Consider the following 26,276-nt stretch of genomic DNA (forward strand, 5'->3'; position numbering starts at 1 on the left):
GCTGAACGGTTGGGATATGTCGAAGAAAAACGGAATTGAACCCTTCTCGCGCCGCTCTTTCCTGCGGTCGGCCGTAACTTTTGGCGCTGCCGCATTGGCTGCACCGGCCCTCGCGCAAAACGCCACTCCGCTGGAGGCGCTGATCAACGACCGTTCTCGCGGCAATTGGGACGACCAGTTCGACGCCAAGGCTGCTGCACGCACGGCCGCCGCCGTCCAGTCGAACACGCCAATCCTCGGCCCCGATTCCGTACCGAACATTCAGCAGGCGATTGCCCAGTATCAGGGCATCGTTGCCAATGGCGGCTGGCCGCAGATCAATCCGACGAGCCAGCAGTCGCTGCAGCTTGGCGCTACCGATCCGGCCGTGCAGTCTTTGCGCCAGCATCTGATGGTCACTGGTGATCTGCCGCGCGAGGCAGGTATTTCTTCGTCCTTCGATTCCTATGTCGATGGTGCCGTCAAGCGTTTCCAGGCCCGCCACGGTCTTCCGCCGGATGGCGTCATTGGCGATTTCACGCTGAAGGCGATGAACATTCCCGCCAATGTCCGCCTGCAGCAGCTGAATACCAACCTCGTTCGCCTTCAGACCTTCCCGTCTGACCTTGGCCGCCGTCACGTCATGGTCAATATCCCGGCAACCCGTGTCGAAGCCGTGCAGGATGGCCAGGTGGCGCTACGTCACGAGGCGATCGTCGGCCGGGAAACGCGGCCGACGCACATCATCAATTCAAAGATCTACGAGGTCATCCTCAACCCCTACTGGACGGCGCCGCGCTCCATCATCATCAAGGACATCATGCCGCTCATGCGGAAGGATCCGACCTACCTAACAAGGAGCAACATCCGTCTTCTCGACGGCAAGGGCCAGGAAGTTGCGCCGGAGACGATCGACTGGAATTCGGACAAGGCGCCGGACCTGATGTTTCGCCAGGACCCGGGCAAGACGAACGCCATGGCGTCCACGAAAATCAACTTCCATAACCCCAACAACGAATACATGCACGACACGCCTGAACAGGGCCTGTTCAACAAGCTGATGCGTTTCGATAGCTCGGGCTGTGTCCGCGTTCAGAACGTGCGCGATCTGGCGACCTGGCTGCTGACCGAAACTCCGGGCTGGCCGCGCCAGCATATCGAGCAGGTCATCTCCACCCGCGTCAACACGCCGATCACGCTGGCGACGGAAGTGCCTGTTTATTTCGTCTATATCTCAGCCTGGAGCGCTGCCGACCGTATCGTGCAGTTCCGCGACGATATCTATAATCTCGACGGCAATTCCGAGCTGGCGCTCGACACGACCCAGGGCATGGAGCAGCCGGTTCAGTAATCGGCATTCCAAGCAATTGTTATCGAAGCCGCGTCCTCGGATGCGGCTTTTTCATTGGCAGGCGCTGCTCAGCGTAGAATGCCCAGCAAATGTCGCTGATCGTATTGCTCTCGCGCGACCCTGACGCTAATACCAACTCCATTGCCGTTCCGGCCCGTTCAGGAGCTTTCACGATGACCAATCCGTTCACCGAACCTTTCTTCAATCGCTCGCTTGCCGATACCGATCCGGAAATCTTTGGCGCAATCGGCAAGGAACTGGGTCGCCAGCGGCATGAGATCGAACTGATCGCCTCGGAAAACATCGTCTCGCGCGCCGTGCTGGAAGCGCAAGGCTCGATCATGACGAACAAGTATGCCGAAGGCTATCCGGGCAAGCGCTACTATGGCGGCTGCCAGTTCGTCGATATCGCCGAAGAGCTTGCCATCGAGCGTGCCAAGAAGCTGTTCGGCGTCAACTTCGCCAACGTCCAGCCGAATTCCGGCTCGCAGATGAACCAGGCCGTGTTCCTGGCGCTGCTGCAGCCCGGCGATACCTTCATGGGTCTCGATCTCAATTCGGGCGGCCACCTGACGCATGGTTCGCCGGTCAACATGTCCGGCAAGTGGTTCAACGTCGTCTCCTACGGCGTGCGCGAAGGCGACAACCTGCTCGATATGGAAGCGGTTCAGCGCAAGGCCGAGGAAACCAAGCCGAAGCTGATCATCGCCGGCGGCACCGCCTATTCCCGCATCTGGGACTGGAAGCGCTTCCGCGAGATCGCCGACAGCGTCGGCGCCTACCTTATGGTCGACATGGCCCACATCGCCGGCCTCGTCGCCGGTGGCCAGCATCCGTCGCCGTTCCCGCATTGCCACGTCGCCACGACCACGACCCACAAGTCGCTCCGCGGCCCGCGCGGCGGCATGATCCTCACCAATGATGAGGATCTGGCCAAGAAGTTCAATTCGGCCGTCTTCCCCGGCCTACAGGGCGGCCCGCTGATGCATGTCATCGCCGCCAAGGCCGTGGCGCTCGGCGAAGCGCTGCAGCCGGAGTTCCAGGATTATGCCGCGCAGATCGTCAAGAACGCCAAGACGCTGGCCGAAACGCTGATCTCCGGTGGCGTCGACGTCGTCTCCGGCGGCACCGACAACCATCTGATGCTGGTCGACCTGCGCAAAAAGAATGCTACCGGCAAGCGCGCCGAGGCCGCCCTTGGCCGCGCTTACGTCACCTGCAACAAGAACGGCATTCCATTCGATCCGGAAAAGCCCTTCGTCACCTCCGGTGTCCGTCTCGGCACCCCGGCCGGCACGACGCGCGGCTTCAAGGAGGCTGAATTCCGCGAAATCGGCAATCTGATCATCGAAGTGCTCGATGGTCTGAAGGTTGCCAATTCCGATGAAGGCAATGCTGCCGTCGAGGCTGCCGTGCGCGAGAAGGTGGTCAAGCTCACGGACCGCTTCCCGATGTACGGCTACATGGGCTGAGGAGGGCGCATGCGCTGCCCCTATTGCGGTACCGAAGACACCCAGGTCAAGGATTCGCGTCCGGCGGAGGATAATACCTCCATCCGCCGGCGGCGCATCTGTCCGGATTGTGGAGGCCGCTTCACGACTTTCGAGCGTGTGCAACTGCGCGAGCTGATGGTCATCAAGAAAACCGGCCGCAAGGTGCTCTTCGACCGTGACAAGCTGGTGCGGTCCTTCGAGATCGCCCTGCGCAAGCGTCCGGTCGACCGTGACCGCATCGAACGCGCCGTTTCCGGCATCGTCCGCCGCCTGGAAAGCTCGGGCGAAACGGAAATCAGTTCGGAGCAGATCGGTCTCCAGGTGCTGGAGGCGCTGAAGAGCCTCGATGATGTCGCCTTCGTGCGCTATGCCTCCGTCTATCGCGATTTCTCCCATGCGGAAGACTTCGAGCACGTGATCGACGAGATCAACGCCAAGATCGCCCTCGATCCGCTGGATCCCTGACCATGACGCTGCGGCCCGAGGACGAGCGTTTCATGGCTGCGGCAATCCGCCTGTCGCGCACGCATCTCGGGCTGACCTCCACCAACCCGTCCGTCGGCTGCCTTGTCGTCAAGGATGGCGTGGTCATCGGCCGTGGTGTCACGGCCGTGGGCGGCCGGCCGCATGCCGAGCCTCAGGCTCTGGCCGAGGCGAGCGAGGCTGCGAGGGGTGCCACGGCTTACGTGACGCTCGAACCCTGCTCGCATTACGGCAAGACGCCGCCTTGTGCCGAGGCGCTGATCGCCTATGGCGTCGCGCGCGTCGTCATCAGCGTCACGGATCCCGACCAGCGCGTTTCCGGCCGCGGCATCAACATGCTGCGCGACGCCGGCATTGAAGTCGATACCGGCATTCTGGAGGAAGAGGGCAAGCGATCTCTGGCAGGCTATCTCATGCGCCAGACGAGAAACCGGCCCTATGTAACTCTGAAGATTGCCATTTCCGCCGATGGCATGATCGGCAAGACAGGCGAAGGGCAGGTGCGCATCACCGGCGATATCGCCCGTGCCCAGGTGCAGATGCTGCGTGCCGAAAGCGACGCCATTCTCGTCGGCATCGGCACGGCGATAGCGGACGATCCGGAATTGACCTGCCGGCTTCCCGGCCTTGAAGATCGCTCGCCGTTGCGCATCGTCATGGATGATGACCTTCAGCTTCCACTCGGCAGCAAGCTGGTGAAGACGGCGCGGCAATATCCGGTCATCGCCGTTGCCGGCCATCCGCCACCCTTCGACGAGAATACCGACAGCGCCTTTTTGGGTCGCCGTGCCGCTCTCGATGCCGCCGGCGTCGAGGTGTTGCAGTCCAATTCGGGCGAGCCGGGAGAGTTGCTGGAAGCCTTGGGCACGCGGGGGATTTCCTCGCTGCTGGTCGAGGGCGGCGCGAAGACCGCGCGGCGTTTTCTCGAGGCTGATCTGGTCGACCGCATCCTGCTGTTCCAGGGGCCGGCTGATATCGGCGAAGGCGGTATTGAATCGCCGATCGTCAAATCCAATATCCCACCCAGTTTCATGCATATCGGCGAGAGCCAGTTCGGCGACGATCGCTGCGACGAATACGAAAGAGGTTTTTGATGTTTACCGGAATTGTCACCGATCTCGGCACGGTCGAATCCGTTTCCCCGCTCAAGGAAGGCATCAAGCTGCGCGTTGCCACCAACTATGATCCGGCAACGATCGACATGGGCGCTTCGATTTCCCATGCCGGCGTTTGCCTGACGGTCACCGGCCTGCCGCAAGAGGGCAGCAATGGACGCTGGTTCGAGGTCGAGGCCTGGGAGGAAGCCCTGCGGCTGACCACCATCGGCACCTGGGAAGCAGGAGCCAAGATCAATCTCGAACGTTCGCTGAAGATCGGTGACGAGCTCGGCGGCCACATCGTTTCCGGCCATGTCGACGGCAAGGCGGAAATTCTCTCCGTGACGGCGGAAGGCGATGCAACCCGCTATCGTCTGCGCGCGCCGGCGCATCTTGCCAAGTTCGTCGCGCCCAAGGGGTCGATTGCGCTCGACGGCACGTCGCTCACGGTCAACGCCGTCGATGGCACGGACTTCGACGTGCTCCTGATCCGCCACACCTTGGAAGTTACTACCTGGGGCGAGCGCAAGGCGGGCGACTTCGTCAATTTCGAAGTCGATACCATGGCGCGCTACGCCGCTCGGCTGGCGGAATTTCCGGTTGTTCGGCAAGAGTGAGCGTCGTGGGTCAGCAGAGTAGGGTGCCCACGAGCGCACCCTTTCGGCGGACCGTAGACACAAGCGGCTTCGGTCGGCGCGCCGATCAGCTATTTTACGCCAATGTCTTTTCCATAAGAAAGTTTGCCAGCGTCTGCCCACGCTTTTCCACCTGCTGAGCAGCCACCACGACAAAGCCGCGTCGTTCGAAGAAGGGGCGGGCAGTCAGGCTGGCTTCCGTGAAAATTCGCTGAAGGTCCTGATTGCGGGCCGCTGCTACCACCGTTGCAAGCAGCAGGCTGGCGACACCCTTGCCCTGATGATCGGGGTGGACGAACATCATGTCGAGGCAACCGTCCGCCTTAAGATCGGCAAAGCCGATTGCCACGGAGCCGTTCATTGCAAGCCAGGTCGGCCGGCTCGCGCGCCATTGCGCCCAGACCTCGACGTCATCGACTTTCGCCCATGCAGCGATTTGCGCCGGATTGTAGTCCTTCGACGCAACCTCGCGAATGGCCCGGAGGAAAATGTCGATCGTGGCTTGCGCATCGGCCGGATCGTAGGCCTTGACCGAAAGGAGCTCCTGCGAAGCCATCTTCGTCATACTTTCTGGAAGGGTGGCCGGTTTCGCATCTATCGTTCGAACATGGCGTTTGGCTTGTCCTTGTAGTTCACTTCGCCGATCCGGCGAAAGCCGACCTTTTCTGCGATGCGCAGTGACGGCTTGTTTTCCAGATCGACGATGCAGGTCATGCGTCGCCCCGCGAACTGTTGGTCCGCCCAGGCGATCGCCGCGGTCACGGCTTCCGTGGCATAGCCCTTGCCCTGCATCGGCGGCGTGATGCCCCAGCCCGTTTCCAGCGTGCCTTCCGTCGTCGGGCTCATGTCGCGATGCAGATCGAGGAAGCCGACCTCGCCGATGAGCATGCCGCTTGCGCGCTCCTCTACGGCGAAGAAGCCGAAGCCGAGATAATGCCACATGCCGGCATAGCGCAGCAGGCGTGCCCAGATCTGCTCGCGCGTGGGCGACTCGCCGCCGATAAAGCGGACAAGGTCCTTCTGTCTCCAGATAGCTGTGAATTCGTCGAAATCGTCCAGCCTGTGGCCGCGCAGCAAAAGTCGTTCAGTCGTCAATATCGGGATGATGGTCATGTGGGTATGATATCTTTGCTGTCAGGTATTTCCGTGGTTGCAGTCAGTCGTTCGATGCGCCCGGCTCGCCGTCCCAGTAATCCACATCGAGGCTAGCGGCGCGGCCGATGACGCGGAATGCCGCTTCGCCACCCCGATAGGTCTTCGCCAGGAACTTGCCGGAATCGGGATATTCAACGACTTCCGTTTGAGCCTTGGTCGAAATGGCGAGATAGATCAGCACCGCCGGGCCGGTATTGATCAATTGATGCGCAGTCTCCGGGCCGCCGGTCGGAGCGCCCAACACATCGCCTTTGCTGACGGGGATGCGCTGATCGCCGAAGCGATAATCGCCTTCGCCGTCGAGAATGACGAAGAGCTCCTCTTCGACATGATGATTGTGAAACGGACAGCCCGATTTGCCGGGGGGCACTTCGTTGTAGCTGATGCCGATGTTCTTCAGGCCGAGCAACGCACCGAAGGAGGTATCGCTGCCGGCGAAGAAGCTCCCCTGTTGCCAATGATCCAACTGAAGTTCGCCGACATTGACGGCGGGTCTGGTTTTTTTTGTCATGAGCCTCCCCCTTCCCAGGTCCGGAATTATTATCGAAGCAGTTGCATGCACGGAAGCGACAATTTCCATGGGTGTTCCGATGACCTCCAAATAGGGCTAGAATCGGCGGCGGCCGCTGAAAAACACTTGCCAAGCGAGGCCCGCCGTGGTTTGACCCGGCCTAGCAAGGTGCCGCCCCCACTCAATTCGCAGGTGATATATGTCCAGCTCTACCAATGCCCATATCCTCATCGTCGAAGCCCGCTTCTACGACGATATGGCCGATGCCCTGCTCGACGGCGCCAAGACCGCCCTCGAAGAGGCCGGAGCGACCTATGAGATCGTCACCGTGCCGGGCGCGCTGGAAATTCCGGCTGCGATCGCCATGGCCCTCGATGGTGCGGATAACGGCGGTACGCAGTATGACGGCTACGTCGCTCTCGGCATGGTCATTCGCGGCGAAACCTATCATTTCGACATCGTTGCCGGCGAATCCTCGCGCGCGCTGATGGATCTGGCCGTCAGCGAATCGCTTGCGATCGGCAATGGCATCCTGACCGTCGAGAATGATGATCAGGCCTGGGTGCGCGCGCGCCGCTCGGAAAAGGACAAGGGCGGCTTTGCCGCCCGCGCAGCGCTGACGATGATCGCGCTGAGACAAAAGTTGGGTGCATAAGTTCATGAGCAATCAGGATAACGAGCGACCGGCAAAGCCCGCGAACCAGCGGGGGGCAGCTCGCCTTGCCGCCGTTCAGGCGCTCTATCAGATGGATATCGGCGGAACCGGCGTGCTGGAGGTGGTGGCCGAATACGAGGCGCACCGTCTCGGACAGGAGCTGGACGGCGAGACCTATCTGAAGGCCGACGCATCCTGGTTTCGCTCCATCGTATCAGGCGTCGTGCGCGAACAGACCCGGCTCGACCCGCTGATCGGCTCTGCCCTTCAGGACGACTGGGCGCTGTCGCGTCTCGACAGCACCGTGCGCGCCATCCTGCGCGCCGGCACATTCGAGCTTCTCGATCGCAAGGACGTGCCGGTTCCGGTCATCGTCACCGAATATGTCGAGATCGCCCACGCCTTCTTTGAAGAGGACGAACCGAAACTCGTCAATGCCGTGCTCGACCGAATCGCCAAGCAGGTTCGCGGTGAAGCCAAGAAATAGGCTTCCTTGGAGGCGCTGACCGCTGCGGTTTGCACTTTCGTTTCCTTCGTTCGCGCCTGATTTCAGCTACGGATATTCTTTTGAACCTCCAGCGGGTGTTTTACCCGTGGGCGGTCTTGACGCGACGTTTTCCCAACAGCAATCTCGCACTGCACATCTGTCGGTCGTCTTGGAGGAGGGCGGTCACGGTTGTCGCGGGCGGCCGGGCGAGGAGTGAACCGCCGGCTTTTTGGAGGGAAAAAGCGAAATGTCAATTCTTTTAGGTGTTATAGCGTGCGGGCTGCTCTCGGTGGTTTACGCCATCTGGACGACCCGGTCGGTGCTTGCTGCCGATCAGGGCAATGCACGCATGCAGGAAATTGCGGGTTATATTCGGGAAGGCGCGCAGGCCTATCTGGCGCGTCAATATAGAACCATTGCAATTGTCGGTGTCATTGTTTTCATCGCGGCCTGGCTTCTATTGTCTGCTGAAGCCGCTTTCGGTTTCCTGGTCGGCGCCATCCTGTCGGGCGCGGCCGGTTTTATTGGCATGCATGTCTCCGTGCGCGCCAACGTCCGCACGGCGCAGGCCTCGTCGCACAGCCTGGCGGCCGGTCTCGATATCGCCTTCAAGTCGGGCGCCATCACCGGCATGCTGGTTGCCGGCCTCGCATTGCTCGGCGTCTCCATCTACTTCTATGTGCTGACCGGTATTCTCGGTCATGAGCCGGGCTCGCGCGATGTCATCGACGCTCTCGTATCGCTCGGTTTCGGCGCGTCGCTGATTTCGATCTTCGCCCGTCTCGGCGGCGGCATCTTTACCAAGGGCGCAGATGTCGGCGGCGATCTCGTCGGCAAGGTAGAAGCGGGTATCCCTGAGGACGATCCGCGCAACCCCGCGACCATTGCTGACAACGTCGGCGACAATGTCGGCGATTGCGCCGGCATGGCGGCCGACCTGTTCGAGACCTATGCGGTCTCTGTGGTCGCCACCATGGTTCTCGCCGCGATCTTCTTCGCCGGCACGCCGGTGCTTGACTCCGCCATGATCTATCCGTTGGCGATCTGCGGCACCTGCATCATCACCTCGATCATCGGCACCTTCTTCGTCAAGCTCGGCGCCAACGGTTCGATCATGGGCGCGCTCTACAAGGGGCTGATCGCCACGGGTCTCCTGTCGATCGTCGGTCTCGCGGTCGCCACGTCGCTGACCATCGGCTGGGGTTCGATCGGCACCGTCGCAGGTTTTGATATCACCGGAACGAACCTGTTCCTCTGCGGCATCGTCGGGCTGATCGTCACGGCGCTCATCGTCGTCATCACCGAATACTACACCGGCACCAACAAGCGGCCGGTCAATTCCATCGCCCAGGCGTCCGTCACCGGCCACGGCACCAACGTCATCCAGGGCTTGGCCGTCTCGCTGGAATCGACGGCGCTGCCCGCGCTCGTCATCGTCGGCGGCATTCTCGCCACCTATCAGCTCGGCGGCCTGTTCGGCACGGGCATCGCCGTGACGGCCATGCTTGGGCTCGCCGGCATGATCGTTGCGCTCGATGCCTTCGGCCCAGTGACCGACAATGCCGGCGGCATTGCCGAAATGTCGCATCTTCCGCCGGAAGTGCGCAAGTCGACCGATGCGCTGGACGCCGTCGGCAATACCACCAAGGCGGTGACGAAAGGCTATGCCATCGGCTCGGCCGGCCTCGGCGCGCTGGTGCTGTTTGCCGCCTATTCGAACGACTTGAAATATTTTGCCTCCCATGGCGATCAATTCCCCTATTTCGCCAATGTGGGGACGATCTCCTTCGATCTCTCTAATCCCTACGTCGTTGCCGGGTTGCTGTTCGGCGGCATGATTCCCTATCTCTTCGGTGGCATCGCCATGACGGCCGTCGGCCGCGCTGCGGGTTCGATCGTGGAGGAAGTGCGTAGGCAGTTTCGCGAGAAACCAGGCATCATGCAGGGCACGGAACGTCCCGATTATGGCCGCGCTGTCGACCTTTTGACCAAGGCTGCCATTCGCGAGATGATCATTCCGTCGCTGCTGCCGGTGCTGGCGCCGATCGTCGTCTATTTCGGCGTGCTTCTGATATCCGGCTCCAAGGCTTCGGCCTTCGCCGCACTCGGCGCTTCGCTGCTCGGCGTGATCATCAATGGCCTCTTCGTCGCCATTTCCATGACGTCAGGCGGCGGTGCCTGGGACAATGCCAAGAAGAGCTTCGAGGATGGCTTCGTCGACAAGGACGGGACGCGCCACATGAAGGGCTCCGAAGCCCACAAGGCGTCGGTGACGGGTGATACCGTCGGTGATCCCTACAAGGATACGGCCGGCCCGGCTGTCAATCCGGCGATCAAGATCACCAATATCGTTGCATTGCTGCTGCTGGCTGTCCTTGCCGGATAGAGCATGATGCCGAAAAGTGTGGAGCGGTTTTCGGACGACATCATGCTCTACTTTTTTGATTATAGAGCGGATTCAGATTTTAGGTCGACTCGACCTAAAATCATCCGCTCTAGCCGAAGAAAACCGAACGCATAAAGAAAACCCGCGGGGCGCTATGCCTCGCGGGTTTTTCTTTGGAGTACCTTCCCGCGGCCTATTGGCCCGGGTTTAGGTTGTTGAGGAAGTTCCTCGCGCCGTTCACGCCCTGGCCGCCGCCCTGCAGGATCTGCTGCAGGAAGGTGATGTCGCGACCGCCGGTCGGCGTCGTACGGCTGATCATGTCGAAGACCCTGCCGTCCTTCAGCGTATAGTTCGCTTCCTGCTTCACGATACCGTCCTTGTCGAAATAGATCGCCAGGATGTTCTGGTCGACCAGCTTCGGCTTCATGAAGGCGACGGCGCGTGTGCGCTTCTGGGAGATATAGTAGAAAACCTCGCCGTCGAAGGTCGCGGTGGTTGAGGGCGTACCGAGCGACAGCAGCACCTGCTCGCGGCTCGAGCCGACGGGCGCAAGGGCGAGCGACTGCTGATCGAAGATGTAGCCGTTGTTCATGACCTCGCCGGTCTGGCAACCCGTAAGTCCTACGGTCGCAATCACCAGGGCGATGGCGGCACTGCTGCTGAAAGTAATGTCAGACTTGAAATACCGTCTGGTCAACGACATCTCATCTCCCCTAATGAATCAATCCGATGGCCGAGCGGCCGGTATGATCTTGCTGCGCACATCATTGTGGCCTTTCCGCGATCGAAAAAGCTACAATGGTGTTGTTCGTCACTCTTCATCACCGACATCCACAGCGTGATGAAGGTAAGGGCGGGAGCCTTGAAGCGGGCACAAACGGCATTGCAATTCGCGCCTGCTTCGGTAAACCAGCTTTGGCGTGGATGCAACAAGGCCAAGCAAAAACGGGGCGCTCTGAATGAGCCAATTCCGGGAATTTTCATGATTTTTGGGCTATTCCGCAAAAGAAATCACAATCAGATTATCGTCGTCAGGCAATATGAGGTTCTGACATCGATGGCGCGAGAGCCGGTTTTCTATACCGGCTACGACGTGCCGGATACGGTGATGGGGCGCTTCGAATTGCTTTCGGTTGTCATGATCCTGTTTTTCCGCCGCACGCGATCGTCCGCGACCAGTGGCCAGGAGCTTGCACAGGAAATCGTCGATGCGTTTTTCGAGGATATCGACTATTCGATCCGCGAGCTTGGAATTGGTGACAACAGCGTGCCGAAGCGCATGAAGAAACTCGCCGGCATGTTTTACGGTCGGCTCGAAAGCTATGCGACGGCCATGGACGGCAATGATCGTGCTGCACTTGCCGCAGCACTTCGTCGCAACATCTATCCCAAGACGGATGCGGGAGCAGCCTCGATGGCGGCGCTGGCCGACTGGATGATGGACGCCGAGGCGCATTTGGCCGCCGTGACGGAGGCCGACATCGCCACGGGCTCGGCGACGCTGCCGCAGCCAGGCAAGCTCGGCCAAAAGGTAGGTTAGGAGGCAAAAAATGAAAACACACAACTCCGATGAAACGCCGTTTTCCTATCCGGTGAAGGTCGGTCATATCTCCGCCAATCCGGTGGATGTGCATGTCGAGGCGGATGATCGCGAGCTTGCGGGCTTGGCGACGCTTTGGGATGTCCTTTCCGTGGAAAAACTCGAAGCGGATCTGAAGATCTCGCGCTGGAAGCGCGACGGCGTGCGGATCAAGGGCAATGTGAGGGCAAAGCTTGTCCAGGCCTGCGTCGTCACGCTCGAACCGGTCGAGTCTGACATCGACGAGAATTTCGAGCATATTTTCGTACCGGAGGATTCCAAACTGGCGCGCGCGCCATCGGTGGCTGCGGGTGAAATGGTGCTCGATCCCGATGGTCCGGATCTTCCCGACACGTTCATCGGCGACACGATCGATGCCGGTGCTGTTGCTGCGGAGTTCGCGGCGCTCGCCATCGATCCTTATCCGCGCAAGCCCGATGTCGAGTTTGAAGGGCACATCGAAGACGCCGGCGAAAATGACAGGAAACCTTCCCCATTCGCCGTTCTGAAAGACTGGAAAAAGGAATAGACCCTCGTGGCAACTGAGCACAATTCAGTTGTAACCGAGGGAGAAAACGGTATTTTGACGCCAAATTCGCCAGGCCCGGCGGACAAAAAGGACTAGGGACGCGTGATCAGAATTTCTCTTGACCTAATGGGTGGCGACTTCGGCCCTGAGGTTGTTGTTCCCGGCGCGGCCAAGGCGCTGGATAGGCATCCCGATATCACTTTCCTCATGTATGGCCAAAAGGATCGCTGTGAGGCGATCCTTGCCAGATATCCGAAGCTTCGGGAAAGATCTGCCTTTCACGAATGCGATGTTGCCATCAGCATGGACGAAAAGCCGAGCCAGGCGCTGCGCCGCGGCCGTTACGTATCCAGCATGTGGCGTTCCATCGAAGCGGTGAAGGTGGGGGCCGCCGACGTCGTGGTCTCGGCCGGCAATACCGGGGCGCTGATGGCAATGGCGAAATTCTGCCTGCGCACCATGGCCAATATCGAACGTCCGGCGATCGCCGCAATCTGGCCGACGCTGCGCGGCGAAAGCATTGTGCTCGATGTCGGCGCCACCATTGGCGCGGATGCGCAGCAGCTGCTTGATTTTGCCCTGATGGGCGGTGCGATGGCACGCGCGCTTTTCGAGATCGAGCGCCCGACGGTCGGCCTGCTGAATGTCGGCGTCGAAGAAATCAAGGGTCAGGAAGAGGTCAAGGATGCCGGTCGCCTGATCCGCGAGGCCAATCTCGAATCGCTGGAATATTCCGGCTTCGTCGAGGGCGACGATATCGGCAAGGGTACGGTCGATGTCGTGGTCACGGAAGGCTTCTCCGGCAACATCGCCTTGAAGGCTGCGGAAGGCACGGCAAAGCAGATCGGTTCTTATTTGCGCTCGGCGATGACGCGCACGCTGCTGGCCCGCATCGGCTATATCTTCGCCAAGGGAGCTTTCGACCTGCTGCGCGAAAAGCTAGACCCCAGCAAGGTCAATGGCGGCGTTTTCCTCGGCCTCAACGGCATTGTCATCAAGAGCCACGGTGGCGCGAACGCGGAAGCCTTTGCAGCCGCCATCGATGTCGGCTACGACATGGCCAAGAACGGACTTACGCAGAAAATCGAAAACGATTTGAAAAAGTATCATGCCAAACGGCTTCCCCCGATCGGGCCGGAAGCGGCATGAGCGACGGGGTACAAGCAGAATGATCCGTTCAGTTGTCCGCGGATTTGGGGCGTCGCTCCCCAAGCGTGTCATGACCAATGCACAGATGGAACAGGTTGTCGACACCACCGACGACTGGATCGTCCAGCGCACCGGTATTCGCCAGCGCCACATTGCAGGCGAAGGCGAAACCACGGCTTCGTTGGGTGAGCAGGCGGCACGCGCCGCCCTCGCCAACGCCGGGCTGACGGCCGACGATCTCGATCTGATCATCGTCGCCACCTCGACGCCCGACAACACGTTTCCCGCCACCGCGGTGAATATCCAGAACCGGCTCGGCATGCATCATGGCTTTGCCTTCGACGTCCAGGCCGTCTGTACCGGGTTCGTCTATGCCGTGACGACCGCAGACGCCTACATTCGCTGCGGCCTTGCCAAGCGCGTGCTCGTCATCGGCGCCGAAACATTCTCCCGCATCCTCGATTGGACCGACCGCACGACCTGCGTTCTCTTCGGTGACGGCGCCGGCGCGCTGATCCTCGAGGCAGGCGAGGGGAGCGGCGCCAGCAGTGATCGCGGCGTGCTGACGGCAAGCCTGCGTTCGGATGGCGCGCACAAAGATAAGCTCTATGTCGACGGCGGTCCCTCCACGACGGGAACGGTCGGCGTGCTGCATATGGCGGGACGCGAGGTGTTCAAACACGCCGTCGGCATGATCACCGACGTTATCGAGGCTACCTTCAAGGCCGCCGGTGCGACGGCTGACGACCTTGACTGGCTGGTGCCACATCAGGCGAACAGGCGCATCATCGACGGGTCCGCCAAAAAGCTCGGAATTGCTCCCGAGAAGGTTGTGATCACCGTCGATCTCCATGGCAATACGTCGGCCGCTTCAATCCCGCTGGCGCTCGCGGTTGCTGCCGGTGACGGCCGAATCAAGAAGGGCGATCTGGTCATGCTGGAAGCCATGGGCGGCGGTTTCACCTGGGGCGCAGTCCTGTTACGCTGGTAGGCCTCATCTCTAAAAGCCGATTCCGAACAAGAGCTTGACCGTTTGGCGCAAGGGCAATAGTCTCGTACGGCTTGAATAAGATTACCTATCAATATGGGCGGGGAGCTATGACGGGCAAGACAGTGACGCGCGCAGATCTGGCGGAGTCGGTATTCCGGAAAGTCGGTCTCTCCCGGACGGAGTCGGCGGAACTCGTCGAGACTGTTATAGATGAAATTTGCAACGCCATCGTGCGTGGAGAAACCGTAAAGCTCTCCTCATTCGCGACTTTTCAGGTGCGCGACAAAAATGAACGTGTCGGGCGAAATCCGAAGACCGGCGAGGAAGTTCCGATCTCTCCGCGGCGCGTCATGACCTTCAAGGCATCCAACGTCCTGAAGACCCGCATCCTCAAGGCTCATGCGAGCCGCAAGGCGAAAGCCAGGCCGGTAAATCCGGCCTCCTGATCCATTCACTCCATTTGTTTCCCATCGGCAGGGTGCCTGCGATGCGACCCTTTTCGATGTCTTTCTTGGGCTTTTTGCAGTTTGCTTGTGTAGCGGCCGAAGAGATGACTTGAATTTCTCCTGGCAAACCGTTGAAATATGGTGAGTCGCATCGTGATAGGATGCGGTGCCGATATCAGGTTTTGCGTGATCTGGCGCGAATGGCGCCGTAGTCGCGCTGTGGGAGTATCATGATGGACAAGAGCCCGGATGCATTTCGCACGATCAGCGAAGTTGCCGAAGACCTTGATCTGCCGCAACATGTCCTACGGTTCTGGGAAACACGCTTTCTGCAAATCAAGCCGATGAAGCGTGGCGGCGGTAGGCGCTATTACCGGCCGGAGGATGTCGACCTCCTGAATGGCATCCGCCATCTGCTATACGATCACGGCTATACGATCAAAGGCGTTCAGAAGCTTCTGAAAACTAACGGCAACAAGTTCGTTATCGCCGTTGGCCACGGGGATCTCGCCAGCGTCGAGGCGCTTGCCGGGGCGGCACAGGAGCCTGCGCCGGTCGAACCGCGTATTGGTTCCACCAATCCGGAGGACGACCAGATTGTCGGGCGCGCCAAGGCGCCGATAAGCCGTCGGTTCTTTAATTTCGTCAGCGGGGAGGACGGCATGCCGGATGTCTCGCTTGGCAAGTCCAGTGTCGGCAAGGAGGATCGGGCGTTGCTTCAGGAAACGCTCTATGACCTGCTGGAGTGCAAACGTCTGCTTGATCAGGTGCGATAAGCGATATTCGGTCACTCCGTCGCCCGGCGTCGTTCGGTACAGCGTCCAAGGGCACGCCTTGCGTTTTTCAACGGAAATGCAACCGAGACATGTATATGCTTCCTTTGCGCACCTTTGGGAAACGCATCGGATGCTCGCAATATGGTCAGATACACCGCCGTGATATTTTTGTCACATTTGCCACTCTTATGCGTTGTAAAAAATAGTTCGGCAGCCTTATTAATTTGACCGACTTTGGCGGCGGGTCCAGTTTGAAACGGAAGCCTCGTGCTTCGCCCTGTAATAGGGTAACAGTGAGTCAGGCCATGGAGGGGTATGATGTTATCTACCTTGAGGCTCCATCCCTGATGGATAGTCGAATGGAGATATCATGAACATCAAGAGCCTTCTTCTTGGCTCCGCCGCTGCCATCGCCGCAGCGAGCGCTGCCCATGCCGCTGACGCAATTGTTGCGGCCGAGCCTGAACCACTTGAATACGTCCGCATCTGCGACGCCTACGGCACCGGTTATTTCTATATCCCCGGCACCGAAACCTGCCTGAAGGTGGGCGGCAAGGTCCGTACCGAAGGCGAGTGGTATGATGCCTACAATCCGAGTAGCAGGGTCGGCACGCTGTGGCATGAGCGCGTGGAGCTCAATGTCGATACGGCAACTGACACCGAATACGGTCCGCTGAAGACCAACACCATCTTTCGCTGGGAGTGGAACGATGGAAATGCGACCAGCGCCAAGCTGCTGTTTGCCAATATCAGCCTCGGTGGCTTCACGGTTGGTAAGCTCGATTCGCAGTACAACCTGTACATGGGTTATGCTGGCGACGTCGTCAACGACGACGTGATCTATGACGGCCCTTACGAACTGAACCAGCTGACCTACAACTACGATGCCGGCAACGGCTTCACGGCTGTGGTCTCGCTCGAAGACAGTTACTCCACCTCCGACGGCAGTGCATCTTATGGCGCTAGCTGGTGGACGGACGACAAGTCCAACCATTACGCTCCCGATGCCGTCGCCGGTTTCGGCTACAAGGTGGGTAACTGGGGCTTCAAGGTCGTCGGCGGTTATGATTCCATCGTCGAAGAAGGCGCCATCAAGGCGCGCATCGATGCCAAATTCGGGGCTGTGGAAGCCTTCCTGATGGGCGGCTGGAACACGGACGGCGACAAGCTGAACAAGTATGCCGGCACCAACCAGGACGTCTCTGCCTGCACGACCTCGAGCGGCACCGTTAATGCGGGAAAATGCGGCTGGGGCGACTGGGCACTTTGGGGTGGTGTCGGCGTTCCGGTCAACGACAAGCTGAAGTGGAACCTGCAGCTTGCCTATACCGAGTCGAAGATCTTCGAGGCGACCACCAACCTCAAGTTCAATCCGGTCAAGGATCTCCTGATCGAGCCGGAATTGACCTATGTTCACTACGACTTCATCAACGACGATACCGTCGCCGGCATCCTCCGTTTCGAGCGGAATTTCTGATCGGACATAAACGGATGTCTCGGCCACTTGAATGTGGCCAAAGACGCAAGCTGGATCTCGAAGGCCCTGCCGTTAGGTGGGGCCTTTTGTCTTGCAGCGAGCAAATGGTATGGGCCTGTTAAGCACGATGCCCTCTTTGCGTGTGATTTTGAGGGATTTTACCGCCTTTCGCGTATTGTTTGGTAGGACTGGCTTGCTAAAGCTTACCTTTGGCTGTATTTCGCAATCCCGGGATTGCACTATAAATTGCCGGAGGGAATATGCGTATACGTGCCACCGTAGCGGCGAGCCTCGTCGCCGTAACCACCATTCTATCGAGCTGTCAGACACCGCAGGAATCTGCGATGAATGCTGAAATGACCTGCCAGTCGCAGGGCTTCCGCCCCGGCTCGCAGCGCTACAATCGCTGCGTCGGCGCCACCTACCAGGCCAATCGCGCCCAGGCGCAGCAGGCTGAAAATCAGGCCGCCGGGCTTGCTGCTGCCGGTATCATCGGCGGCGTTCTGGTCGGTGCCGCAGTCAGCGATAACCATCACCGCGGCTATTATGGCCGCCCGTACTACCGCCGCTGCTATCGCTGCTGGTAAGCGATCGCCTAAACGTCAAAACGAAAACTCCGCCGGCGTCTCACACCGGCGGAGTTTTCGTTTTCCGGTCGCTCTCAGAACGGCTGGGTCATCACCTCCCGGCTGACCAGCTTCAGGCTGCGGTCAGGCTGGATGATGTAGGTTTCAAAGACATCCTCGCCCCATTGATTGGTGAAGTGATGCTGCAACCGCGTGCCGGGTGGCGATTGCGTCAGCTTCATGTGCGGCTGGCCGTGATAGGTAATGCTGCCGGGAACAGGTTCCAATGACTGGGTTGTGGTGCATGCGGCAAGCAGCGGCGCGCACAGCAGCAAGGCTATCAAGGGTTTCATTGCCTCAACTTTCCGATCGCTTCTTATTCTCTTAATTTCGTCTCGCAATAAAGACGAAAGGGCATCTGTGAGCATGGTTCCAGATCACTATATAGAGGTAATATCGGCGCGCTTGGCGACAAGGCTGTTTCACGCATATGTGCTTGGCGCCGCTGCCGGATTTCGAAGGAGGCGTATATGTTTACGATTGCCAGGTCGGTAACTGCCGTGGGCTTTGGTTTGCTGCTGACGGCTGGCGTCGCCATGCCGGCCGGTGCCATCACCATGCCGGCACTGTCGGTGCCCGAACAGTCCGACGTTATTCAGGTTCATGATCACGGCCATGGCCATTGGCACAATCATAATCACTGGAGGGGTGGCCATCGGCGCCACGGTTCGGATAGCTACTATGATGACAATTCGGACAGCGGCGTGCTCTTCAAATCCTTCGTGACAGGCACGCTGTTCAGCGGGCAACGCGCCCAAGGCTATTACGATAGCCATGCCCGCGCCTGCGCAAGCCGCTACGGCTCCTACCGCGCCTCGGACAACAGCTATCAGCCGAGCCGTGGGCCAAGGCGCGAGTGCCGCTGAGTCGGAACTTTTTCTGAGCGGGCCACTACTTTTCGCTTGCGTCGCGAAACTCTAAACTCTAAACGAAACAAGCCGTTTCGGCAGGTCGGGGCGTAGCGCAGCCCGGTAGCGCACTTGACTGGGGGTCAAGGGGTCGCAGGTTCAAATCCTGTCGCCCCGACCATTATCTCCTTGAGCTCCCAATCGAATTTTCAGTGATTTAGCTGCACCAAGAGGATGCCTGGCCCGTCCAGCGCCGCGCGAGTCCTTCGGAGACGAGTTGGTCGCCGATCGAGCGGCCGGCGCGCATGGCGATGCGCAGCTTGCCGCCATTCTGGTCGTCGCCGCGGTTGCTGCCGGAAAGCACGAAGGTTCCGTCGTTGAGGAGGGCCTGCAGGCGCAGTTTCGCGGTTACTGCCTTTTGCCTCTCACTCGGGCAGCGCGCGGCATCGGCATCCGGTACATCGACATCGGCCAACTGGATCCTGACGCCATCCTGCCAGAAGGTGTTGCCATCAACCACGCAGTTCGTGCCCGAGCCGGGGCCACAAAGCACAAACCGGCCGCCGGTCTGAGCCCGTAAGCCGGGCGTTGGCCGTTCGATCGGCATCTTGCTGACCGGCATCGCGACGGGAATGGCGGCCGGCGGCACGGGCAGGGCGGATGTCGTCCGCGGTTCCGGAGCGACCGCGACCGCGGCCGTCTTGATCTTCGGTCTGATTGCCGGCACCGGCGCTTCCTCTGCCACATGCGGCATGCCGGCGACTGCGCCGGCATGGGCGAGCATCGACGGCATTTCCTTGCGATGTTGGTAGGCGTAGATGCCGGCCACGGCCGCCAGGCCGACGACACCCCACAGCCACATCGAATTGCCCGCCCTGGATTGCGGCTTGCGCCGTGTGCGTCGTTTCGCTTTCGCCATGGTATTATCCCTCAATTGCGAGGGGATTATCGCCGCGATTTCTTACCGATCCGTTGGCTTTCGCATCGCTGGCTATCGGGAACAGGGATTCCTATTTCGCCGATGCGGTGGCTGGCTTCAGTTTGACCGACATCGTCACCTGTCCGTTTACCGAGAGCCTCGGCCCGCGGCTGTCGAGATTGTTGACCGAGGTATTGCTCGACATGGCGCTGATCTCGCAGGCGTCGGCAATGGTATCGAGCAAGGTCGCGCAGCTGCTCGCGGCGATCTTGTAGAAGGATTTCAAGGCCTTCTCCTGCTGCTCCTCGTTGTCGCCGTCCGGTACCGAATAGGAAATCGATATTCCCGACTGCACGGAAATATATCCTTCCGGCGGCTGACGAGGATTGCGCAAGGGAAGGTTCTGAAAGTTCTGTGCAAGGGCCGGCAGGGCCGTGCTGGCGAGCAACAGGCCGAGAATGGTCGGGATAAAAAATCTGGTCATATCATCTCTCCGTTTGCGCCACTTATCGCAAATGCGGATGAAGGCTTGGTGATGGTGTAACTTAAAATTGTATCGTTGGCGGGATTGCCGCTCGGTTTGCGAATCAGAAATGCATTAGTGGCGGCGATCGCGCAAAAGCTTCCTTGCCAAGCCTGTGGCCAAGGAGCATAGTCTAGTAGTATCGTCGGGTATTAGCGGGCACCGGCGACGTTGTTGCGTGCTTCTGCCCGAAGGACGAGGCAGCGCAAATGTTAGAAACCCCCATACATCCACGGGATTTACCCCTGTTTTCGGACGATCTCGACCGTCTGGAGAAGGTTCTTGACGCTGTCTGTCAGGATCGCGGCATGAACCCGCGCAGTCCGGAAGCTGAGCGCCTGGGTGCATTGATCATCCAGCTTTACCGCCAGGGCGTGAAGGACGATGCCAAGCTCCTTGCGCTTGCAAGGGCTTATTTCTGACACAACCGCGTTTTTTTATGGCCCTGAATCTAATCGATTTAAGCTGATTTCACATAGCAGCAATGATGCTTTGTGCCTGTTCGAAGCTGCACCGCCACCCTATATTTGCTGCATTGCACAAAGAGAGTCTGTCTCTCGATGTCACTGATTCCCTTGAGGGACGGTGCGCGGCTGCCGCGACGGAGGAAAACCACTAGCGGCGGGCGTGGATAATCTGAAAGGTCCATAATGAATTTCAAAGTTCCGAGCCGGCTTCGCCGCCTGCTTGTCGATTCCGTCGAGCTGCCGCAGCTCATGTTTCCGGTGACACGGCCGCAATCTCCGCCGCCGCGTCGTCGCGTCTCCACGCGCCCGGTGCCGCAGCAACTGACGGAAGTTCTGTGGTTTGGTCGCAATCCCGGCGATCTTCGCATGCTCGAATATGTGCCGCCGGGCATCAAGGGGCCGATGCCGCTCGTCGTCGTCCTGCACGGGTGTCATCAGAACGCCGAGGATTTCGATCGCGCCAGCGGCTGGTCAGCCCTGGCTCGTCAGCACGGGTTCGCCGTGCTTTACGCCGAGCAGAAGACGTCGAACAATCCCAATCTGTGTTTCAACTGGTTTCGCCCGAGCATGGTGACGCGCGACCGTGGCGAGCTGGGTTCTATCCGCGAGATGATCGATTCCAGCCGACGGCTGCACGAGATCGACGACAACAGGATTTTCGTCATGGGTCTGTCTGCCGGCGGCGCCATGGCCGCGGCACTGCTTGTGACCTATCCGGAGCTGTTTGCCGCGGGCGCCGTCATCGGCGGCTTGCCTTTCGGAGCCGCCCGCGATGCCATGTCGGCCCTGGACGTCATGAATCGCGGCTCCACGCGCACGGCCGAAAAATGGGCTGATCTCGTTCGCGAGGTCTCGCCCGATGCCAACAGCTATCCCGTTGTTTCCATCTGGCATGGCGATGCCGACGATGTCGTATCCTTTGCCAACGCGGAAGCATCGGTCGCTCAGTGGCTTGCCTTGCGCGATCGTCCGCAGACCAAGGGCCGCCTGCGCCTTTTCGAAGGCGGCGAGCGTCGCGAATGGCGCGACGATTATGGCAACATGATCCTGGAGCTCGTCACGCTGAACGATTTCGGCCATGGCTTGCCGGTCGGTTCGGTCATCGAGGGCAGGGAGCCGGCAAACGATACCGAGCGCTTCATCCTGGCCGCGGCCGTTTCCGCGCCGGAGCAACTGGTCAAGGGTTGGGGGCTAGCGGCCTAAAGCGCGGCGCGATCTTTAGGTCTTTGATTTTCACATATCGTTATCGCAAAACCGCCGCGCACGTTTGCGCGACATGCTTTCGGCCTCAATCATCATTGGTGGCGTTCAGGTTTTCCGGCCGAATGCCGCCATCCTCAGCCCAATGCTTGAAGCGGATGCCGGCGCCGCCGGCGTCATCGCTGCCGCTGGCAAGGAAAAGCACACCGCGGGTTTCGAGGACGGAACGAACAGTGGCAAGCGCCCTGGCATCGGAGGAATTGACATCCGTTTCCAGCGCTTCGATCGTCGATACCGGCAGTTTGCTCTCGCTGGCGAGCGTCTCCGTCGTCAGTCCGAGCAAGGCGCGCGCGCCGCGTAATTGTGCTGATGTAATCATGGTTTAACTGTATCGCATAAGCCCGAAAATCGGAACCCATTTCGGATGAAAACCGCGTTCGAGTTTAGAATGCGGCAGCGCTCTTCGTCCGCTTTTGGGTGACGTCAGGCAACGGGACTTTTTCCGGCCGTTCCAAGCGAACAGGAGCGGGATAGCCGAGCAGGTCGAAATAGATCTCCTCGGTCGCATCGGCCATACCGTCGAGCGTATAGCCGTCCTTGCGGCGGCGGGCCTCGGCGGCAACGCGTGCAAGCAGATTTGGGTCGGCAAAGTGCGACATCGCGGCGGCAAGTTCCGCGGGATCGTCGCTGTTCGGGACGATGTAACCGTTCCTGTCGGGCTCCAGCACCGTGCGTGCGCCGCCGACATCGGCCAGCACCAGCGGTTTGCCTGCCGACGCCGCTTCCAGCATCACATAGGACATTGCCTCATATCGGCTCGGCATGACAACGACATCGAACGCATCGATGGCGGTAACGCCCGGTATGCTGCCGTCAAGGCGGGCGCGGTGCGCCAGCCCGGCGGCCTTGATCATGCCGTTGACGGCTTCCGCAAGCTCCCCGATCCCGATCATCAGCAAATGGGCCTGCGGCAAGCCATGGGCGATGCGGGAAAAGGCTTCGACAAGCCGCTCCGGCGCCTTCTGCGGGGTCAATCGGCCGACGAAACCGAAGAGTAGGGCGTCATGAGGGATGCCGTAGCGCGTGCGGATGGCAGCGCGTTGGCTGGTCGGCGGTGCACTGACGCCATTGACGACGATGCGCAGACGCGCTTCGGGAATGCCCAGCGACAGCGCATGGTTATATTCGTCCCGGGAGACACAGATCAGGCGGTCGGTCAGCCGGTTGCCGAGAAAGCGCTCGATGCCGCCATAGATCAACCGGCCCCGCGAGCCGAGCGTCGGGTCCATGGTGCGAAAGGCATGCGGCGTGTAAAGGACCGGCACATGTCGTCCCGGCAGTCGCAATCGTGTCAGTGCCCCGGCTTTCGAGCTATGGCCGTGGATCAGATCGAATGGTCCATAAAGGGCTGCTATTCTGCGCAGATGCCACCATGCGGTGACATCCCAGGGGCCTGGAGCACGTCGCATGGCAAGCGGGATGACGTTGTCGACGCCCATGCCTTCGAGCTCCGCGACGAAGGCGGCCTCGGCGCGCAGCGGCGAATAGACGGCGGTCACCGAATGACCGCGCCGCTGCATCGCCCGGCACAGATCGAGGAAATGCCGTCCGGAGCCGCCGCCGCTCGGCTCGAGAACTTGCAGCAGCGACAGACGCTTGGTGCCACTATGAATGTTCACGGTGCTGCTTCCCTTCGGCTCAAGCTACGCTGATACTTCCGCTCAAGGGCGCCGCAGCCCCAGACAATGCCGATCAACATGTAAAGGTGGCGCCAGTGGTCGGTATCGATGACGTTGCCGATGCCGACATGGCCGAGAACGACGATCCAGGCGATCATCACGTAGGGCTGCCAGGGCCGCTCCTTCAGGAGATTGCGGAAGCCGATATAGATGGTCCAGCAGATCATGCTGACCCAGCAGAAGAAGCCGAGCCAGCCGTAGGTGGTCAGCGTCTTCAGCCAGATATTGTGTTCGTCCTCGCGAAATAGGGTGGAGAATACGAGCGGGCCGATGCCGAGCGGCTTCTCCATCGACAGCATGAAGCCGATGCGATGACGTTCGAAGCGGCCGAGGTGGCCGCCGTCATAGTCCTGCACGAGTTGCGTACGCGTGGAGAACAGGTCGCTGACCTGATGGAATTGCAGCGCGACGACGAGCAGGACGACCATGAGGATGACCGCCGTCAGCGACATGACAAGGATGCGCAGCCGGAATGCGTTGCTGCGATGCTTCAGCAGCATGCAAAAGATCAGCATCGCCGAGGCGAATGCAAACAGGGCCCAGGCGGCGCGGGAAAAGGACAGGAAGATGCCGAAGGCCAGAATGAACAGGCAGATGCCCTTGATTGGCGCCTTCTTCAGATCGCCGATCAGGATACCGTGCATGAGGTATATGGTCGGCGTCACCAGATAGGGACCGAAGACGTTCGGATCCTGGAACGCACCCATCGCACGGTCGTAGCGGGTGAAGATGTCGAAGCCGGGTACGGCATGGAAATAGCCGAGGATGCCGAGGCTCGCCGTGATCAACGCGGCGACGACCCAGGTGTTGAAGATCAGCTTCAGCCGTCTTTCGCTGTCCTCGATGATGGCGGCATAGAAGACCGAGCTTAGCGCGAGAAAGGTGGAGACGGCGATATAGATCGGGCCGTCGAGATGGGCACCGGCGCCTAGATCGCGCATTTGCGTGATCGAGAGCATGCCGCCGACATTGAAGGCCAGAAACAAGGCCAAAAGCGGCGCGACGCTGCGGGAGATCTTTAGCCCAAGGACGAACCAGGCGCCGATGAGAAAGGCAAGCCACACTTCATAGGGGGCGGGCTCTTCGATCACGAAGCCCGACAGGAACACTCCGAAGGCGACGCTGGCCGTTCCGATCAGCCGCAATGCGGCCAACTGCGGCTGCGCGACGCGAGACGATGGGAGGTCGATCGCGGTCAATAGGCGTTTTCCGTATTGAGCAGCCGGAACGGCGTCAGGAAGAGGATCTTCAGATCGAACGCCAGCGACCAGTTCTCGATGTAATAGAGGTCGTATGCGGTGCGGAACTTGATCTTGTCGTCGCTGTCGATTTCGCCGCGCCAGCCGTTGATCTGCGCCCAGCCTGTAACGCCGGGCTTGACGCGATGGCGAGCGAAATAGCCTTCGACGACATCGGCATAGGTGCGATTGTGGCTGGCGGCGAGCACGGCATGCGGTCGCGGCCCGACGAGCGAGAGATTGCCAAGCAGCACGTTGAAGAGCTGCGGCAGCTCATCGATCGAGGTCTTGCGGATGAAGCGTCCGACAGGCGTGACGCGAGGGTCGTTCTTGGTAACGGCGTTGCGGGCGGTCGGGTCGCTCATGTGCGTATACATGGAGCGGAACTTCAAGACCTTGATGATCTCGTTGTTGAAGCCGTGGCGCTTCTGCATGAAGAACACGGGGCCTTTCGACGTCGTCTTCACGGCAATCGCCGCGCCGAGCATGATCGGCCAAAGAAGCGTGAGCGCCAGCACGCTGAAGAGGACATCGAAGATGCGCTTGGCGACGCCATCCCAATCGCGGATCGGCTTGTTGAAGATATCGAGCATCGGCACGGCGCCCACATGCGAATAGGCGCGGGGGCGGAAGCGCAGCTTGTTGGCATGCGCCGCAAGCCGAATGTCGACGGGCAGCACCCAGAGCATCTTGAGCAATTGCAGAATGCGGTCTTCGGCGCTGATCGGCAGCGCGATGATCAGCATGTCTATGCGCGTCAACCGGGCGAACTCGACCAGTTCGCCAACCGTGCCCAGCTTCGGGTAACCGGCGACCATGACGGGCGAACGTTTTTCGCCGCGATCATCGAAGATGCCGCAGATGCGTATATCATTGTCAACCTGATGCTCGAGCGCGCGGATCAGCTCCTTGGCCGGCTCACCGCCGCCGACGATGACGGCACGTCTTTCCATGACACCGTTGCGAGCCCAATGACGAATGCCGTATGCGAAGACCAGGCGGGCAACCAAAAGAAACGCCGCGCCGGTCGCGAGCCAGATGCCGAGAAGGCGGAACGAATAGATATTGTTGACGTCGAACGGGAGGAGGGCAAGGGTCATGACGACGAAGGCTGCTGCCCATGGCCCGAGAATTCGTTGCAGGAAACGCTGTGGCGCGCGCAAGATCGGTATCTGATATGCGTCGGCCACCTGTAGAAAGACGATTGCAAGGCCGCTGAGCGCGACGGTCACCACGGCTTTCGAGAGGAAAGGGTGACCGTCCGTTGTCATTCCGAAGAAGAGGATCGCCAGCCCGACGGCAAGCAACGACAGGAATTCGAAGAGCCGATATTGCCCTATGATGATGGCCGGCGTCTGATTGCCTTCGCGAAATTGTTCGGCGATCTGCAGCGCATAGGCATTGATATCGCCGGCCGGACGCTCGCTGTGGGCTTCTTCGGCGCCACGTGTGCGGATTTCGGAAACCTGCTTGCGAATATTGTCCAAGTTAAACTGCTCGGACTTGTCGATGTTGTTCATGGCAATTCATCCGGTCG

At 60.0% G+C, this 26,276-nt stretch carries 30 protein-coding genes and 1 tRNA gene; 20 read left to right on the forward strand and 11 right to left on the reverse strand.

What is annotated here, in order from left to right; all coding sequences use genetic code 11:
* The first annotated feature begins 16 nt into the window (after positions 1 to 16).
* The 5 genes from JTP94_RS30355 (at position 17) to JTP94_RS30375 (ending at position 5,020) form a co-directional block, all read left to right on the forward strand.
* The gene (locus JTP94_RS30355) at positions 17 to 1,330 is read left to right on the forward strand and encodes a murein L,D-transpeptidase (RefSeq protein ID WP_204854124.1); all 1,314 of its coding nucleotides are present in this window, start codon (positions 17 to 19) and stop codon (positions 1,328 to 1,330) included.
* Between the two features lie 173 nt (positions 1,331 to 1,503).
* A complete protein-coding gene (glyA, locus tag JTP94_RS30360; protein ID WP_204854125.1) occupies positions 1,504 to 2,802 on the forward strand; it encodes a serine hydroxymethyltransferase in 1,299 nt (432 codons plus the stop codon).
* A gap of 9 nt (positions 2,803 to 2,811) precedes the next feature.
* Complete coding sequence (gene nrdR, locus JTP94_RS30365; protein WP_034507647.1) at positions 2,812 to 3,288, forward strand: transcriptional regulator NrdR; 477 nt, start codon at positions 2,812 to 2,814, stop codon at positions 3,286 to 3,288.
* A 2-nt stretch (positions 3,289 to 3,290) separates the two neighbouring features.
* A complete protein-coding gene (gene ribD / locus JTP94_RS30370) occupies positions 3,291 to 4,400 on the forward strand; it encodes a bifunctional diaminohydroxyphosphoribosylaminopyrimidine deaminase/5-amino-6-(5-phosphoribosylamino)uracil reductase RibD (protein WP_204854126.1) in 1,110 nt (369 codons plus the stop codon).
* Positions 4,400 to 5,020, forward strand: coding sequence for a riboflavin synthase (locus JTP94_RS30375; RefSeq protein WP_034507641.1), 621 nt, complete (start codon positions 4,400 to 4,402; stop codon positions 5,018 to 5,020). The genes ribD and JTP94_RS30375 overlap by 1 nt, the downstream gene beginning before the upstream one ends.
* Before the next feature lie 94 nt (positions 5,021 to 5,114).
* Here JTP94_RS30375 and JTP94_RS30380 read toward each other — a convergent pair whose 3' ends face one another.
* Genes JTP94_RS30380 through JTP94_RS30390 form a run of 3 tightly spaced genes read right to left on the reverse strand, consistent with a single transcriptional unit; the run spans position 5,115 to position 6,704 of the window.
* Positions 5,115 to 5,594, reverse strand: coding sequence for a GNAT family N-acetyltransferase (locus JTP94_RS30380; protein WP_204854127.1), 480 nt, complete (start codon positions 5,592 to 5,594; stop codon positions 5,115 to 5,117).
* A gap of 38 nt (positions 5,595 to 5,632) precedes the next feature.
* Positions 5,633 to 6,151 (reverse strand): GNAT family N-acetyltransferase, encoded by a 519-nt coding sequence (locus tag JTP94_RS30385; protein ID WP_204854128.1) that lies wholly within the window; start codon positions 6,149 to 6,151, stop codon positions 5,633 to 5,635.
* A 43-nt stretch (positions 6,152 to 6,194) separates the two neighbouring features.
* Positions 6,195 to 6,704, reverse strand: a complete 510-nt coding sequence (locus tag JTP94_RS30390; protein ID WP_204854129.1) for a cupin domain-containing protein — start codon at positions 6,702 to 6,704, stop codon at positions 6,195 to 6,197.
* A gap of 199 nt (positions 6,705 to 6,903) precedes the next feature.
* On the opposite strand from JTP94_RS30390, the gene ribH reads away from it, so the two are divergent.
* From ribH to JTP94_RS30405, 3 genes are all read left to right on the forward strand, one after another.
* The gene (gene ribH, locus JTP94_RS30395) at positions 6,904 to 7,359 is read left to right on the forward strand and encodes a 6,7-dimethyl-8-ribityllumazine synthase (RefSeq protein WP_034507636.1); all 456 of its coding nucleotides are present in this window, start codon (positions 6,904 to 6,906) and stop codon (positions 7,357 to 7,359) included.
* Positions 7,360 to 7,363: 4 nt separating this feature from the next.
* On the forward strand, positions 7,364 to 7,846 hold the full coding sequence (nusB, locus tag JTP94_RS30400) for a transcription antitermination factor NusB (RefSeq protein WP_004122322.1): 483 nt from the start codon (positions 7,364 to 7,366) through the stop codon (positions 7,844 to 7,846).
* Between the two features lie 247 nt (positions 7,847 to 8,093).
* Complete coding sequence (locus tag JTP94_RS30405) at positions 8,094 to 10,232, forward strand: sodium-translocating pyrophosphatase (RefSeq protein ID WP_204854130.1); 2,139 nt, start codon at positions 8,094 to 8,096, stop codon at positions 10,230 to 10,232.
* A gap of 193 nt (positions 10,233 to 10,425) precedes the next feature.
* Here JTP94_RS30405 and JTP94_RS30410 read toward each other — a convergent pair whose 3' ends face one another.
* Positions 10,426 to 10,935, reverse strand: a complete 510-nt coding sequence (locus JTP94_RS30410; protein ID WP_034507632.1) for an outer membrane protein assembly factor BamE — start codon at positions 10,933 to 10,935, stop codon at positions 10,426 to 10,428.
* Positions 10,936 to 11,214: 279 nt separating this feature from the next.
* Between JTP94_RS30410 and JTP94_RS30415 the strand changes: the two genes are divergently transcribed.
* The 8 genes from JTP94_RS30415 (at position 11,215) to JTP94_RS30450 (ending at position 17,766) form a co-directional block, all read left to right on the forward strand.
* Positions 11,215 to 11,772, forward strand: a complete 558-nt coding sequence (locus JTP94_RS30415) for a ubiquinol-cytochrome C chaperone family protein (protein ID WP_204854131.1) — start codon at positions 11,215 to 11,217, stop codon at positions 11,770 to 11,772.
* A 10-nt stretch (positions 11,773 to 11,782) separates the two neighbouring features.
* Complete coding sequence (locus tag JTP94_RS30420; RefSeq protein WP_204854132.1) at positions 11,783 to 12,340, forward strand: DUF177 domain-containing protein; 558 nt, start codon at positions 11,783 to 11,785, stop codon at positions 12,338 to 12,340.
* 102 nt (positions 12,341 to 12,442) lie between these two features.
* Positions 12,443 to 13,489 carry a phosphate acyltransferase PlsX gene (plsX, locus tag JTP94_RS30425; protein ID WP_204854133.1) on the forward strand — a complete coding sequence of 349 codons (1,047 nt, stop codon included), beginning with the start codon at positions 12,443 to 12,445 and terminating at the stop codon, positions 13,487 to 13,489.
* Positions 13,490 to 13,508: 19 nt separating this feature from the next.
* Complete coding sequence (locus JTP94_RS30430; protein ID WP_204854134.1) at positions 13,509 to 14,480, forward strand: beta-ketoacyl-ACP synthase III; 972 nt, start codon at positions 13,509 to 13,511, stop codon at positions 14,478 to 14,480.
* Between the two features lie 107 nt (positions 14,481 to 14,587).
* Positions 14,588 to 14,926 carry an integration host factor subunit alpha gene (locus tag JTP94_RS30435; RefSeq protein WP_034507623.1) on the forward strand — a complete coding sequence of 113 codons (339 nt, stop codon included), beginning with the start codon at positions 14,588 to 14,590 and terminating at the stop codon, positions 14,924 to 14,926.
* A gap of 227 nt (positions 14,927 to 15,153) precedes the next feature.
* On the forward strand, positions 15,154 to 15,702 hold the full coding sequence (locus JTP94_RS30440) for a MerR family transcriptional regulator (protein WP_034507621.1): 549 nt from the start codon (positions 15,154 to 15,156) through the stop codon (positions 15,700 to 15,702).
* Positions 15,703 to 16,072: 370 nt separating this feature from the next.
* A complete protein-coding gene (locus JTP94_RS30445) occupies positions 16,073 to 17,179 on the forward strand; it encodes a porin (RefSeq protein WP_204854135.1) in 1,107 nt (368 codons plus the stop codon).
* 260 nt (positions 17,180 to 17,439) lie between these two features.
* Positions 17,440 to 17,766, forward strand: coding sequence for a hypothetical protein (locus tag JTP94_RS30450; protein WP_204854136.1), 327 nt, complete (start codon positions 17,440 to 17,442; stop codon positions 17,764 to 17,766).
* A gap of 74 nt (positions 17,767 to 17,840) precedes the next feature.
* On the opposite strand, the gene JTP94_RS30455 is transcribed toward JTP94_RS30450, so the two are convergent.
* Positions 17,841 to 18,098 (reverse strand): hypothetical protein, encoded by a 258-nt coding sequence (locus tag JTP94_RS30455; protein ID WP_204854137.1) that lies wholly within the window; start codon positions 18,096 to 18,098, stop codon positions 17,841 to 17,843.
* A gap of 177 nt (positions 18,099 to 18,275) precedes the next feature.
* On the opposite strand from JTP94_RS30455, the gene JTP94_RS30460 reads away from it, so the two are divergent.
* Positions 18,276 to 18,671, forward strand: coding sequence for a BA14K family protein (locus tag JTP94_RS30460; RefSeq protein WP_204854138.1), 396 nt, complete (start codon positions 18,276 to 18,278; stop codon positions 18,669 to 18,671).
* 86 nt (positions 18,672 to 18,757) lie between these two features.
* A tRNA-Pro gene (locus tag JTP94_RS30465) sits at positions 18,758 to 18,834 on the forward strand.
* A 36-nt stretch (positions 18,835 to 18,870) separates the two neighbouring features.
* Here the strand turns inward: JTP94_RS30465 and JTP94_RS30470 are convergent.
* Together JTP94_RS30470 and JTP94_RS30475 are read right to left on the reverse strand one after the other, a co-directional pair.
* A complete protein-coding gene (locus JTP94_RS30470) occupies positions 18,871 to 19,572 on the reverse strand; it encodes a thermonuclease family protein (RefSeq protein ID WP_204854139.1) in 702 nt (233 codons plus the stop codon).
* Between the two features lie 91 nt (positions 19,573 to 19,663).
* A complete protein-coding gene (locus JTP94_RS30475) occupies positions 19,664 to 20,056 on the reverse strand; it encodes a hypothetical protein (protein ID WP_204854140.1) in 393 nt (130 codons plus the stop codon).
* 248 nt (positions 20,057 to 20,304) lie between these two features.
* On the opposite strand from JTP94_RS30475, the gene JTP94_RS30480 reads away from it, so the two are divergent.
* Together JTP94_RS30480 and JTP94_RS30485 are read left to right on the forward strand one after the other, a co-directional pair.
* Entirely contained in the window at positions 20,305 to 20,517 is a 213-nt protein-coding gene (locus tag JTP94_RS30480; protein ID WP_034507606.1) for a hypothetical protein, read from the forward strand.
* Between the two features lie 228 nt (positions 20,518 to 20,745).
* Positions 20,746 to 21,765: a PHB depolymerase family esterase gene (locus tag JTP94_RS30485; RefSeq protein ID WP_204854141.1), complete on the forward strand. Its 1,020-nt coding sequence runs from the start codon at positions 20,746 to 20,748 to the stop codon at positions 21,763 to 21,765.
* An 85-nt stretch (positions 21,766 to 21,850) separates the two neighbouring features.
* Here JTP94_RS30485 and JTP94_RS30490 read toward each other — a convergent pair whose 3' ends face one another.
* From JTP94_RS30490 to JTP94_RS30505, 4 genes are all read right to left on the reverse strand, one after another.
* Entirely contained in the window at positions 21,851 to 22,141 is a 291-nt protein-coding gene (locus tag JTP94_RS30490) for a RodZ family helix-turn-helix domain-containing protein (RefSeq protein WP_204854142.1), read from the reverse strand.
* A gap of 64 nt (positions 22,142 to 22,205) precedes the next feature.
* Positions 22,206 to 23,441: a glycosyltransferase family 4 protein gene (locus JTP94_RS30495; RefSeq protein ID WP_204854143.1), complete on the reverse strand. Its 1,236-nt coding sequence runs from the start codon at positions 23,439 to 23,441 to the stop codon at positions 22,206 to 22,208.
* Positions 23,438 to 24,700: an O-antigen ligase gene (locus JTP94_RS30500; protein WP_204854144.1), complete on the reverse strand. Its 1,263-nt coding sequence runs from the start codon at positions 24,698 to 24,700 to the stop codon at positions 23,438 to 23,440. Before JTP94_RS30500 ends, JTP94_RS30495 begins: the two co-directional genes overlap by 4 nt.
* Positions 24,697 to 26,259 carry an undecaprenyl-phosphate glucose phosphotransferase gene (locus tag JTP94_RS30505; protein ID WP_204854145.1) on the reverse strand — a complete coding sequence of 521 codons (1,563 nt, stop codon included), beginning with the start codon at positions 26,257 to 26,259 and terminating at the stop codon, positions 24,697 to 24,699. Before JTP94_RS30505 ends, JTP94_RS30500 begins: the two co-directional genes overlap by 4 nt.
* Positions 26,260 to 26,276 lie beyond the last annotated feature (17 nt).

Source organism: Martinezella lusitana, from assembly GCF_016901135.1.
In the GTDB taxonomy this organism is placed as follows: domain Bacteria; phylum Pseudomonadota; class Alphaproteobacteria; order Rhizobiales; family Rhizobiaceae; genus Rhizobium; species Rhizobium lusitanum_D.